The sequence below is a fragment of the Streptomyces sp. NPDC050548 genome, from assembly GCF_044457385.1.
GTDB lineage: Bacteria > Actinomycetota > Actinomycetes > Streptomycetales > Streptomycetaceae > Streptomyces.
On record NZ_JBITGV010000014.1, the window covers coordinates 112,915 to 125,581 of the forward strand.

Genomic DNA, 12,667 nt, shown 5'->3' on the forward strand with positions numbered 1-12,667 from the left:
GGGGCAAGGTGGTTCAAGGGGGGCAAGGTGGTTCAAGGGCGGTTCAGGAGTCGGCCCTGACCAGCGTCCACAACACCTCCTCCGCCTCCTTCATCACCCGCGCCACCAGCTCCGCGCACGACGGCAGATCCTCGATCACCCCGGCGACCTGCCCGGACGCCATCACCCCGAGATCCGTGCGGCCGTCCACCATCGACGCCTTGAGGAGCATCGGGGTGTTCGCGGCGAGCAGGACCTGGCTCCAGGTCAGGTCCTTGCCGTGCTTCATGGCGAGGCCGTCGCGGATCATGCGCCGCCAGGTCAGACCGGACAGGCGGCGGAAGCCGGCGGCCCGGCGTATCGCCTGGAGCAGGGACCTCGCCCGGCCGGAGTGCTCCAGGGCGTCGACCAGTTCCGTACGGAGCATGCGGTGTGGCAGGCCGTCCACCGCCCGCGTCACCGTCACGTCCTTGACCGTCGCCGCCAGATAGGCCGCCTTCACCGCGTCCGGGACCGTCGAGTCCGAGGTGAGGAGGAAGCGGGTGCCCATGGCGACGCCCGCCGCCCCGTAGGCCAGCGCCGCGACCAGCCCCCGACCGTCGAAGAAGCCGCCCGCCGCCACCACCGGTATGTCCACCGCGTCCACCACCTGCGGCAGCAGCACCGTCGTCGCCACCTCCCCGGTGTGGCCGCCGCCCTCCCCGCCCTGCACGATCACCGCGTCCGCGCCCCACGCCGCGACCTTCTCCGCGTGCCGCCGCGCCCCGATCGACGGGATCACGACCACCCCCGCCTCCTTCAGCTCGGCGATCAGTTCGGCGGACGGCGCGAGCGCGAAGGACGCCACCCGTACGCCCTCCTCGATCATGATCCGCACCCGGTCGCCCGCGTCCGCCGCGTCCGCCCGCAGATTCACCCCGAACGGCGCCCCCGTACGGGACTTGACCTCCCGGATCGCCTCCCGGAGCCGGTCGGTGTCCATGGTCGCGGAGGCGAGGATGCCCAGCGCGCCCGCGTTCGCCGTGGCCGACACCAGCCGCGGGCCCGCCACCCAGCCCATCCCCGTCTGCACGATCGGATGCCGCACCCCGACCAGCCTGGTCAGCGCGGTCTCCATCAGACCGCCACCTCTCTGCGGCGGGTGTCGGCCGGGTCGATGACCTCACGGATCAACCGCAGCTCCTCCGGGGTGGGTTCACGGGTCGGCTCCACCTCGTCCGGGACCGTCAGCTCGAACCCGGTCGCCTCCCTGACCTGCTCCACCGTGACCCCCGGATGCAGCGAGGCCAGCCGCATCGAGCGGTCCGGGGTCGCGAAGTCGAAGACACCGAGGTCGGAGACGACCCGGGGGATGCGGTGGAAGCGGGCCGTCCCGGGGTGCTCGGCGACCCGGTCGTACCCCACCCCGCACACCATGTCGACCTTCTCCACGAACACCCGCCGGGAGTGCCGCGGTATCCAGTAACTCGTCGGATTGTTCAGCGTGTTGATCGGCGCCCCGCGCACCCCGAGCAACTGCCGCTTCGGGCGCGCCCAGTCGCCGATGCACGCGATGTTCTGGTTGCCGTACCGGTCGATCTGGCTCGCGCCCATCATCACGTGCCGGCGCCCGCCGGACACCAGGGCGAGGTGTTGCCGGTACGGCAACCAGCCCTCCGGTGTCCCGTCCGGACGGACGATCATCGCCTCGCCGTCGGTCAGCAACAGGTCGGGCGCGAAGGTGAGCCGGGCCAGCCGCGCGCCGACGGACGGGATCAAGCCCATCGGGCTGGCCAGGATCTCACCGGCGTCACGCCACGCCTCCGCACAGGCGATCACGCAGTATTCGGAACGCAGTACCTCCATCACCCCTGTTCCTCCTGCCAGTTGCGTACCGCCAACCGGTAGTCCGCCTCGTCCCCGCCGAGGAAGCGCTCGGCGAACTCCGCCCAGGGTGTCGTCGCGTACAGCCGCTGGAAGTCCTCGTCCCTGCCGTGGTCGGGGGCGCACGACGTGAAGTGGGCGCCGCCGGGCGCCTCGACGACCCCGGTGACGCTCAGCCGCTTGACGAGCAGGGACTGCGCCGGTGCCTCCTTCGTCAACTCGGCCGTGTCCACGATCCGTTCGCAGGAGACATAGGCCGCGTCCGCCGCCTCGCAGAACAGGTCGTCGAAGTACGGGTCCGGGCCCAGATACTGCCCGTTGCCCAGCCGGTCGGCCCGGTTGACGTGCACCAGGGCCGCGTCCAGGCGCAGCGCGGGCATCGCCACGAACGTCTCGCCGTCCTCGTACGGCGAAGTGACCGTCCGCAGGCCGGGGTTGACCCGCATGACGTCCGAACCGATCCCCGCGCGCACCGGCAGGAACGGCAGCCGGTTCGCCGCCGCGCGCAGGCCCCACATGAACATGCCCTCGTCGACCTCCGTCAGCTCGAACTCCCCGCGCTCGCGCCCCGCCCGGTAGTGCGGTTCGAGCGGGATGGAGTCGAGGGTGACGAAGGGCGCCACCAGCTTGCGGACCCGCCCGGCGGCCACCAGCATCCCGACGTCCGGGCCGCCGTACGACACCAGGGTGAGATCGCCGATGTCGCTCCGTAACAATGCTCGGACCAGCGACATCGGCTTGCGGCGGGAACCCCAGCCGCCGATGCCCAGGGTCATGCCGCTCGCCAGCCGGGAGACGACCTCGTCGGCGGTCATCGTCTTGTCAGCCACTTTCGGCACCCTCCTTCCCGAAGGTGTCACGGACCCGGTCGGCCACCCCGCTGACGCTCGCCTCGAAGGTGAAGCCCTGCTCGAAGCGGTAGCTGCGGCGGACGTCGACGGGGTCGATGCCGTTGATCGCGGACTTGGCGAGCCGGATCAGCTCGCCGTCCTTGGCTGCTATCTCGGCCGCCAACTCCAGCGCGGCGGACAGCAGTTCATCGCGCGGTACGACCCGCCACACCGAGCCGTGCGCGTGCAGCTCGGCCGCCGTCGCCGTGCGCGAGGTGTAGTACAGGGCGCGCATCAGGTGCTGGGGGACCAGCCGGGCCAGATGCGTGGCGGCGCCCAGCGCGCCCCGGTCCAGCTCGGGCAGCCCGAAGGTGGCGTCCTCGCTCGCCACGATCACGTCCGCGTTCCCCACCAGACCGATGCCCCCGCCCAGGCAGAAGCCCTGCACGGCCGCCACCACGGGCACCTCGCACTCGTACACCGCGGCGAACGCCTCGAAACAGCCCCGGTTCACCCCGACCAGGGCCGACTGTCCGCGCGCCTGTATCTCCTTGATGTCCACGCCCGCGTTGAAGCCCCGCCCCTCGGCCGCCAGCACCACACAGCGCACGCCGGGGTCACGGCCGGCCGCGCGCACGGCGTCGGCCAGCGCGAACCAACCGTCCACCGGCAGCGCGTTCACCGGCGGGAAGTCGACCGTGACGACCGAGACCCCCTTGCTCGCGAACGAGTTTTCCGGGGAGGAGGTGGAGACACCCATGGACGCATCAGCTACCTTTCCACCAAACATTTGTTAGGTGTGAGGCTTCGAAGCTAGCAGCCGTGGAATCCGAGCGGGAGGGCCTGTGGACAACCACCCTGTGGACAACCCCTCTGTGGACAACTCGCCCGACCGCCCGTTGAACGGCCGTACCGTCCTCGTCACCGGCGGCACCCGAGGCGTCGGCGCCGGTATCGCACGCGCCTTCGTCGAGGCCGGCGCCCACGTGCTGACCTGCGCCCGCAAACCGCCCGAAGACCCGGTCCGGGGAACCGAGTTCAGCCTCCTCGACCTCCGCGACCCGGACGCCGTACGGGAGTTCTTCGCCGCGCTGCCCCGGCTCGACGTCCTCGTCAACAACGCGGGCGGCGCGCCGTACCGCCCGCTGGTCGACGCGACGGCCGAACGCCACGCCCGGATCATCGAGTTGAACCTCCTCGCCCCGCTCACCGCCTCCCTCGCCGCGTACGAACACCTCAGGCGGGCCAGGGGCTCGGTCGTGATGATCGGCAGCGTCAGCGGCAGCCGCCCCTCGCCCGGCTCGGCGGCGTACGGGGCGGCCAAGGCCGGACTGGAGAACCTGGCCCGCTCGATGGCGGTGGAGTGGGCGCCGGACATCCGCGTCAACACCCTCGTCGTCGGCATGGTCCGCACGGAGTCGTCCCACCTGCACTACGGCGGCGAGGACGCCATCGCGGCCGTCTCCCGCACCGTCCCGCTCGGCCGCCTCGCCGACCCCACCGACGTGGGCGCGGCGGCGGTCTTCCTCGCTTCCCCCGCCGCCGCGTACATCAGCGGCGCGAGCCTCCTGGTCCACGGGGGCGGCGAGCGGCCGGCCTTCCTGGACGCGGCAACTGCCAACAAGGAGACGTGAGATGAGTACCAGTAGTGCCAGTGCTCTCTGCGACGGCCGGGTCGTCGTCGTCACCGGCGCGGGCCGCGGCCTGGGCCGCGCCCATGCCCTCGCCTTCGCCGCCGAGGGCGCCAGGGTCGTCGTCAACGACCTCGGCGTCGGCCTCGACGGCACCCCGGACCCCGACAGCCCCGCCGCCCAGGTCGTCGCGGAGATCCGCGCGGCGGGCGGCGAGGCGGTGGCCCACGGCGGTGACATCGCCACCGGCACCGGTGCCGCGTCGCTGGTGACGACCGCCCTGGAGACCTACGGCCGCCTCGACACCCTGGTCAACAACGCGGGTTACCTGCGCGACCGGATGCTAGTCAACCTCGACGAGGACGACTGGGACGCGGTGCTGCGCGTCCACCTGAAGGGCCACTTCCTGCCCCTGAAACACGCCGCCGCGCACTGGCGGGCGGAGTCCAAGGCGGGCCGCACCCCCACCGCCCGGATCGTCAACACCAGCAGCGGAGCAGGCCTGTTGGGTTCGGTGGGCCAGGGCAACTACAGCGCCGCCAAGGCCGGCATCATCGGCCTCACCCTCGTCGCGGCCGCCGAACTGTCCCGCTACGGCGTCCAGGTCAACGCGATCGCCCCCGCGGCCCGCACCCGCATGACGGAACACACCTTCGCCGACACGATGACCGCCCCCGACTCCGGCTTCGACACGATGGCCCCGGAGAACGTCTCCCCCCTGGTGGTATGGCTGGGCTCCGCCGCGAGCGCGGGGGTCACGGGCCGGGTCTTCGAGACGGAGGGCGGGCGCATCACCGTGATGGAGGGGTGGCGGGCGGGCCCGAGCGCGGACAAGGGGGCGCGGTGGGGTGCGGGGGAGGCGGGGGAGACTGTGCTGAAACTGCTGGCGGAGGCGGAGGTTCCGGGGACGGTGTACGGGGCGTAGGCGGAAGAACATGCACTTTCGGCCCGCCGAGCCTGCCTTTGTGGGTCCACTTCTTGGCCCACCGAGTCGGGTGGTTGGGAGGGCACAGGTCGGGGGTCTGGGGGCGGAGCCCCCAGTGGGCGGCCACACCGGCCTACGTGTCGCACTCCAACACCGTCCGGCACAAGGAACACCGAGCCCGCACCCGCCCCCGTACCGGCACCCTGATCCGCTGATGACACGTGGGGCAAGGGAACGACACCCGCAAGCTCCCGTGCCCGTCCCCGCTGAAGGCGTACGGCACCCCTTTCTGGGCGCCGGGCCCGTGCCGCCGGTCGTGCGCGTAGCGCCGCCGCCCCGCCCACCCCGCCGCCGTGAGCGGAGGCTGCTGCTCGTCGCGCCGGGCCTGCTCCATGCCCTTGACGTACGCCGTGTAGGCCTGCGGACTCGTGAACCACACCGAGGGATCCTCGCCGAAGACCAGCGCCCGCTTGGCGAGGACGTACCCGAACTCCTCCGGCGTGAGATACCCGAGCTTCTGCGAGGACGCCGAGTCCTCCCGGTACGCGTCCAGCAGCAGCCACCCCGCCCCCAGATACGTCGCCGCCGTGTCCGTGAGGATCTCGTTCTCCCGGGTGCCGGGGAACGACAGGTCCAGGCGGTGCAGATAGACGTGCATCACCTCGTGCGCGAGCGCCGCGCCGATGTCCCGCCGATGCGTGCGGAACCGGTCGTTCAGCTCCACGAAGTACTCGGGCCCGGCCGTGAGTTCGACGTTCGCCGCATGCGTCATCTCACGGAAGCTGACGATCAGCCGGGCATCCGGGAGCCGGTAGTGCCGGACCATCTCCCGGGCCACCCGCTGCGCCCCCAGATGCAGATCGTCCGTGTCGCAGAACGCCACGTCGACGGGGGCCACACTGGTCGCGAACGTCTGGACGGTGTCGTACGACAACCTTTTGTAGAGCGCGGTGATGGAGTCCCGCACCGTGTCCAGATGCGGGTAGCCGTGCTCGACCGGTCCGTCGTCCGCCACGTCCGTACCCCCAAAGACGCCCCCGACCTGTTCCCACTCTAGGTGTTCACACCGCCCGGAGCAGTACGGCGGAGGTGTCCGGAGCCCGCTCCTGCAGCTCCAGCACCCACACGTCGTTCACCCCTTCCCGCAGCACGGGTCCGGGCACGTACAGCTCCCGTTGCGGCCCCGCCGACCAGTACCGCCCCAGGTTGAACCCGTTGACCCACACGAACCCCCGCGTCCAGCCCGGCAGTTCGAGCACGGCGTCCCCGGCGCCCCGTACCTCGACGGTGCCCCGGTACAGGCCGGGGGAGTCGCCCGGGGACAGCGCCCCCAGCGGAATCCCCTCGACGTCCTCCAGGTCGTCCAGCGCGTCAAGCCGCAGCCCACGCGCGCGGACGTCGTGCAGGTACTGCCGTTCGTGCAGCAGGCCCCCGGTGATCCCCTTCGGTTCCCCGAGCCGGGGCCCGTAGTTGGTCCTCCCCAGGGACTCCACCCACAGCTCCACGCGCGCGTGCCCGGCGACGGGTTCCTTGAGCTGCTCGTCGCCCTCCATGAGGATCCCGGCCCGCTCCCCGTCGACGTGGACCACCGCGAGGTCCCGCAACCCCCGCGCGGTGAGCGGATACGGGGCGCGCGGCCCCGGCACGGTCACCTCGTAGCGGACGAGACCGCGGTCGACGTCCAGTTCCTCGAAGGTGGGCGGGACCGGGCCCGTGGACTCCGGTCCGCCGCGTGTCTCCAGTACGTCACTCAAGGACGCCCAGCCGGTCAGGCTTGCCCCGGCCGGGTGGGCCAACACGGGCGGTGCGGGCGGCAGTTCGGGCAGCGGAGCGTCGGCGTACTCGGCGAACACCTCGCGCAGGCGCCAGAACTTCTCCGTGGGGCGCCCGTACTCGTCGATCGGGGCGTCGTAGTCGTACGACGTCACATCGGGCTCCAACGGGCCCTCGTGCAAGGCGCCGCCGCCCCGGTTGGCGCCCGCCCAGCCGGCGAAGTTGGTGCCGCCGTGCGCCATGTAGACGTTGACCGACGCGCCGCACTCCAGGATCTCCCGCAGCGCGGACGCCGCGTCCTCGGCCGCGCGGACGACGTGCTCGCCGCCCCAGTGGTCGAACCAGCCGCACCAGAACTCCATGCACATCAACGGCCCCTCGGAGCGGAAGGCGCGCAGCGTCTCGAAGGCCTCGCGCGCGTGGGACCCGAAATTCACCGTCGCCAGGACACCGGGGAGGGAGCCGCCGCCCAGCATGTGGTCCTCGGGGCCGTCCGAGGTGCACAGAGGAACCGCGACCCCCTGGTCCCGCAACAGCGCCTCCACCTGCCGCAGATACTCCGCGTCGGAGCCGTAGCTGCCGTACTCGTTCTCGACCTGCACCATGATCACCGGGCCGCCGCGGTCCAGTTGGCGGGGCACGACCTCGGTCAGCAGCCTGCTGAACCAGCGCTCCAGGTGGCCCAGGAAGCGTGCGTCACGGGTACGCGCGCGTGGCCCCAGCTCACCCGTCAGCCAGTGCGGGAGCCCGCCGTTCTCCCACTCCGCGCAGATGTACGGCCCCGGGCGCACGATCGCCCACAGGCCCGCCTCCCGGGCCGCGTCCAGGAACCGGCCCAGCGCCGCCACGTCCCGGAACTCGCCCTGCGCCGGCTCGTGCAGGTTCCACGGGACGTACGTCTCCACGCAGTTGAGGCCCATCGCCCGCAGCATCGCCAGCCGGTGCCCCCAGTGCGCCTCGTGCACCCGGAAGTAGTGCAGCGCCCCGGACAGCAGCCGCACCGGCCGCCCGTCCAGCAGAAAGTCCCTGTCGCCCACGGTGAACTCGCTCATGCCCCGACTCTCTCCCCTTGGCGGCGATCACGTCCATGGACAAAGATCGCCACTACTTGGACCGAGCATTGTGTGAACCGGGCAATGCGCGAGGGGGCGCGGATGTACCACACCTGGATGCGGTTCTTCACGCCCGCACCCGCCCACCACCGCCTCGGCCTCGCCTGCCTCGGCGTGGGCCTCCAGTACGGCGAACTCCCCACCGTCGGACCCCGCACCCTCGACCACCACGTGGCCGTGGTGATCAGCGCGGGCGGCGGCTGGTACCTCACCCCGGACGGACGTCGTACGACCGTCACCGCGCCCGCCCTGCTGTGGCTCACCCCCGGAGTGCCGCACCACTACGCGCCCGACCCCGGCGCCGGCTGGGACGAGGGGTTCGTCGACTTCACCGGGCCCGCTACGGCGACGTACACCGAACTCGGCTACATCGAGCCGGAGCGGCCCGTGGTGGCCCTCTCGGACGCGAGCGGACCCCGCGCGGTCATCGGGCGCATGGCCCGCGCCGCGCGCCGCGGAAACCCTCTCCTGGAGGTGGAGACCGGGGCCGCCGTCCATGAACTCCTGGTGGCCCTGCGCCGGGCCCGCGCCGATCTCGCCCCGGACGGCGACCCGGTTCTCCAGGCCCTCGCCCGCGACGCCTGTCTGCCGCTGACCGTCGCCGACCACGCGGCCCGGCACGGCATGACCCCCGCCGCCCTGCGCGCCGCCGTCCGCCGGGGCGCCGGCTGCAGCCCCAAGGACTACCTCCTCGGCATCCGCCTGGGGCGCGCGAAAGAACTCCTCGCCGCCACCGAACTGCCCGTCGCCGCCGTCGCCCGCCGCGTCGGCTACGACGACCCCGCCTACTTCTCCCGCCTGTTCACCCGCCGCGTCGGCATGCCCCCCGTCCGCTTCCGCGCCCAGCAGGGCCGTACCGTCCCCGGCGGCTGGAGCGACCAGGTGCCCGATCCCGCCGATCCGCCGATGATCGGGTGGCCGCACTCCACGTAGGGTGGTCGCCCATGACCACCAGCAACAACGGAACCGGTGACGTCGACCCCGCCGTGCGCGAGGAACTGGCCAGGCTGCGCGACAGCATCGACAACATCGACGCGGCCGTCGTCCACATGCTCGCCGAACGCTTCAAGGCCACCCAGCAGGTCGGCTTCCTCAAGGCCACCCACCGGCTGCCGCCCGCCGACCCGGCCCGCGAGGCCCGCCAGATCGAGCGCCTGCGCGCCCTGGCCGAAAGCGCCAAACTGGACCCGGCGTTCGCCGAGAAGTTCCTCAACTTCATCATCGGCGAGGTGATCCGCCACCACGAGCGCATCGCGGAGGACGCCGTGAACGGCGGTTCACCCACGGCGAACTGAGCCCGCCGGACCCGTAAGGGGCGTGACACCGGGGTGCGTTCGGGGTGATGCTGCGCTGTGCACCTGCATGTGCACTCGTTGTCAGCCGACGGGCACACCCCGTCAGCGTCTGCGTCATAAGCTGGTCGTCCCACGCGGGAGGGGCCTCGGGTCATGCCGTCGGATGCCAGGATCCTCATCGTCGACGACCATGAGGACACGCTGTACGCGCTGGAGAGCGCCCTCGCTCCGCTGGGCTACCGGCTCGCCCGCGCCACCAGCGGCGACGAGGCCCTCAAGCAGGTGCTCCGCGGCCAGGTCGGCCTGCTCCTGCTCGACGTACGGATGCCCGGCGTCAGCGGCCTCGACGTGGTCCGCTATCTGCGCCGCCTCGAACAGACCCAGCACATCCCCGTGGTCCTCCTCACCGGCTTCGGCCTCGACCCCGAACTGACCGCCACCGCCTTCGGCCTCGGCGTCGCCGACCTCATCACCAAACCCGTCGACCCCTGGACCCTGCGCACCAAGATCCGCTACCTCTACGACGCCCACCAGCGCCACCTGGCCCTGGAGCAGGAACTCCGCGAACTGCGCGCCCTCCTCAAGGAGCCCCAGGAATCCCGCCCCGCCCTGCCTCACCCGGACGCGCGCGTGCCCAACCAGCGCGACGCCCAGAACACGGCCTCCGCCGACGGCCCCACTCCCGCCCCCGACCGGACATAGGCCGCGTACCGGACCTGCTCTGTGCCATGTCAGTGCCATCAGGCAGCATGTCCACCATGTCCGTACTGACGCGCGACGAAGCGCAGACCCGTGCCAGGCTCCTCGACGTCCACCACTACACGATCGAACTCGATCTGACGACGGGCGAAGACACCTTCGACTCCCGCACCGTCATCAGGTTCACCGCTCGTGCAGACGCGGACACCTTCGTCGAACTCAAGCCCGCCGAGCTGCGCTCCGTCACCCTCGACGGACACCCCCTCGACCCCGAACAACTCGTCGAGAACCGGCTCCCGCTGCCCGCCCTCACCGCCGGCGAGCACGAACTGCGCGTCGACGCGAGCATGCGCTACTCCCGCACCGGCGAAGGCATGCACCGCTTCACGGACCCCACCGACGGCGAGACCTACCTCTACACCCAGCTGTTCATGAACGACGTCCAGCGCGTCTTCGCCGCCTTCGACCAGCCCGACCTCAAGGCCGTCTTCGACCTCTCCGTCACGGCCCCCCAAGGCTGGACCGTCCTCGCCAACGGCATCACCGAACACCTCGGCGAAGGCCGCTGGCAGGCCGCCACCACCCCCCTCATCTCCACCTACCTCGTAGCCGTCGCCGCCGGCCCCTGGCACTCGATCCGCACCGAACACCGCGGACTGCCCTTCGGCATCCACTGCCGCCGCTCCCTGGCCCCCCACCTCGACGCGGACGCCGAGGAGATCCTCGACATCACCCGCCAGTGCTACGACCGCTACCACGAGAAGTTCGAGGAGCCCTACCCCTTCGACTCCTACGACCAGGCCTTCGTCCCCGAGTTCAACGCCGGCGCCATGGAGAACCCCGGCCTGGTCACCTTCCGCGACGAGTTCGTCTACCGCTCCGCCGTCACCGACACCGAGCGCCAGACCCGCGGCATGGTCATCGCCCACGAGATGGCCCACATGTGGTTCGGCGACCTCGTCACCCTCCAGTGGTGGGACGACATCTGGCTCAACGAGTCCTTCGCCGAGTACATGGGCTACCAGACCCTCACCGAAGCCACCCGCTTCACCGACACCTGGACCGACTTCGGCGTCGTCCGCAAGGCCTGGGGCTACGACGCCGACCAGCGCCCCTCCACCCACCCCGTGGCCCCCGAGAACGTCGACGACACCGCCTCCGCCCTCCTCAACTTCGACGGCATCTCCTACGCCAAGGGAGCCTCCGCGCTACGGCAGTTGGTGGCCTGGCTCGGCGAGAAGGACTTCCTCGCCGGCATCAACACCCACTTCGCCCGCCACAAGTTCGCCAACGCCACCCTCGCCGACTTCATCGACTCCCTCGCCTCCGGCACCGAACGCGACGTCCACGCCTGGGCGGACGTATGGCTGCGCACCACGGGCGTCGACACCCTCACGCCCACCACCACCCGCGCCGACGACGGCACCCACACCCTCACCGTCGACCGCGCCGGCAGCCGCCCCCACCGCATCGCCGTCGGCCTCTACGACCAGGACCTCGGCGACACCGGCCGCCTCGTCCTGCGGGAACGCCTCGACCTCGACATCCCGCAGAGCGATCCCCAGGCCCTCGGCAAGCGCCCCGCACTGCTCCTCCTCAACGACGGCGACCTCACCTACGCCAAGGTCCGCTTCGACCCCGACTCCTTCGAAACCGTCCGCACCAGCCTCTCCGGCCTCCCCGAACCCCTCACCCGCGCGGTCGTCTGGAACGCCCTGCGCGACGCGGTCCGCGACGGCGAACTCCCCGCCTCCGCCTACCTGGACGCCGCCCGCGCCCACCTCCCGCACGAGACCGACCTCGCCCTCGTACAAGGCGTCCTGGCCTTCGCCTCCGCCCAGGTCGCCGACCGCTACCTCACCCCCGAGGACCGCCCGGCCGCCCTCACCACCCTCACCGCCCTGTGCCGCGACCTCATCCGCCGCACCGAGGACGGCTCCGACCCCGGCCTGCGCCTCATCGCCGTACGCCACTTCATCGACGTCGCCGCCCACCCCGACACCATCGCCGCCTGGCTCACCGAGGGCACCGTGCCCGGCGGCCCCGAACTCGACCCCGAGCTGCGCTGGCGCGTCCTGTCCCGCCTCGCCGTCCTCGGCGCCACCGAAGAGACCGCGATCGCCGCCGAGTTGGCGCGGGACCCGTCCGCCACCGGCCAGGAAGGCGCCGCCCGCTGCCGCGCCGCCCTGCCCGACCCCGAGGCCAAACGCACGGCCTGGGAGGCGATGTTCACCGCCGACGACCTCTCCAACTACCTCTTCACCGCCACCGCCCAGGGCTTCTGGCAACCCGAACAGGCCGATCTCGTACGGGAGTACGTGCCCCGCTTCTACGAGGACGCGGTCACCCTCGCCGCCCGCCGCGGCCCCGCCATCGCCGAAGCCGCCGGCCGCTGGGCCTTCCCCACCCACGCCGTCGAACCGGAAACCCTCCGCCTCGGCGAGGACTGCCTGCGCGACGCCGACCTCATCCCGGCCCTGCGCCGCAAGCTCGTCGACCAACTCGACGACCTGGCACGGGCGTTGCGGGTACGGGAGGCGTAGGACCGAGGCCCTACGCC

12 protein-coding genes are annotated in these 12,667 nt (G+C 71.7%); 6 read left to right on the forward strand and 6 right to left on the reverse strand.

The features are described 5' to 3' along the window. Positions 1 to 43: 43 nt before the first annotated feature. Genes ACIBJH_RS32990 through ACIBJH_RS33005 form a run of 4 tightly spaced genes read right to left on the reverse strand, consistent with a single transcriptional unit; the run spans position 44 to position 3,432 of the window. Positions 44 to 1,096 (reverse strand): NAD(P)H-dependent flavin oxidoreductase, encoded by a 1,053-nt coding sequence (locus ACIBJH_RS32990; protein ID WP_399120570.1) that lies wholly within the window; start codon positions 1,094 to 1,096, stop codon positions 44 to 46. Further along, the gene (locus ACIBJH_RS32995; protein WP_399120571.1) at positions 1,096 to 1,824 is read right to left on the reverse strand and encodes a CoA-transferase subunit beta; all 729 of its coding nucleotides are present in this window, start codon (positions 1,822 to 1,824) and stop codon (positions 1,096 to 1,098) included. Before ACIBJH_RS32995 ends, ACIBJH_RS32990 begins: the two co-directional genes overlap by 1 nt. Next, positions 1,824 to 2,672, reverse strand: a complete 849-nt coding sequence (locus ACIBJH_RS33000) for a CoA transferase subunit A (protein WP_399120572.1) — start codon at positions 2,670 to 2,672, stop codon at positions 1,824 to 1,826. The genes ACIBJH_RS32995 and ACIBJH_RS33000 overlap by 1 nt, the downstream gene beginning before the upstream one ends. Beyond that, positions 2,665 to 3,432 (reverse strand): enoyl-CoA hydratase family protein, encoded by a 768-nt coding sequence (locus tag ACIBJH_RS33005; RefSeq protein ID WP_399120573.1) that lies wholly within the window; start codon positions 3,430 to 3,432, stop codon positions 2,665 to 2,667. The genes ACIBJH_RS33000 and ACIBJH_RS33005 overlap by 8 nt, the downstream gene beginning before the upstream one ends. A 139-nt stretch (positions 3,433 to 3,571) precedes the next feature. On the opposite strand from ACIBJH_RS33005, the gene ACIBJH_RS33010 reads away from it, so the two are divergent. Continuing rightward, a complete protein-coding gene (locus tag ACIBJH_RS33010) occupies positions 3,572 to 4,306 on the forward strand; it encodes an SDR family oxidoreductase (protein WP_399120718.1) in 735 nt (244 codons plus the stop codon). Between the two features lies 1 nt (position 4,307). Then, complete coding sequence (locus ACIBJH_RS33015; protein ID WP_399120574.1) at positions 4,308 to 5,228, forward strand: SDR family oxidoreductase; 921 nt, start codon at positions 4,308 to 4,310, stop codon at positions 5,226 to 5,228. A 133-nt stretch (positions 5,229 to 5,361) separates the two neighbouring features. Here the strand turns inward: ACIBJH_RS33015 and ACIBJH_RS33020 are convergent, their stop codons facing one another. Beyond that, a complete protein-coding gene (locus ACIBJH_RS33020) occupies positions 5,362 to 6,243 on the reverse strand; it encodes a hypothetical protein (RefSeq protein WP_399120575.1) in 882 nt (293 codons plus the stop codon). A 46-nt stretch (positions 6,244 to 6,289) separates the two neighbouring features. Beyond that, complete coding sequence (locus ACIBJH_RS33025) at positions 6,290 to 8,053, reverse strand: beta-galactosidase family protein (protein WP_399120576.1); 1,764 nt, start codon at positions 8,051 to 8,053, stop codon at positions 6,290 to 6,292. A gap of 102 nt (positions 8,054 to 8,155) precedes the next feature. Between ACIBJH_RS33025 and ACIBJH_RS33030 the strand changes: the two genes are divergently transcribed. From ACIBJH_RS33030 to pepN, 4 genes are all read left to right on the forward strand, one after another. Next, positions 8,156 to 9,046, forward strand: a complete 891-nt coding sequence (locus ACIBJH_RS33030; RefSeq protein WP_399120577.1) for a helix-turn-helix domain-containing protein — start codon at positions 8,156 to 8,158, stop codon at positions 9,044 to 9,046. 11 nt (positions 9,047 to 9,057) lie between these two features. Then, the gene (locus tag ACIBJH_RS33035; RefSeq protein ID WP_399120578.1) at positions 9,058 to 9,408 is read left to right on the forward strand and encodes a chorismate mutase; all 351 of its coding nucleotides are present in this window, start codon (positions 9,058 to 9,060) and stop codon (positions 9,406 to 9,408) included. Between the two features lie 153 nt (positions 9,409 to 9,561). Continuing rightward, positions 9,562 to 10,110: a two-component system response regulator gene (locus ACIBJH_RS33040; RefSeq protein WP_399120579.1), complete on the forward strand. Its 549-nt coding sequence runs from the start codon at positions 9,562 to 9,564 to the stop codon at positions 10,108 to 10,110. 56 nt (positions 10,111 to 10,166) lie between these two features. Continuing rightward, positions 10,167 to 12,650 (forward strand): aminopeptidase N, encoded by a 2,484-nt coding sequence (pepN, locus tag ACIBJH_RS33045; RefSeq protein ID WP_399120580.1) that lies wholly within the window; start codon positions 10,167 to 10,169, stop codon positions 12,648 to 12,650. The last annotated feature ends 17 nt before the right edge of the window (positions 12,651 to 12,667 follow it).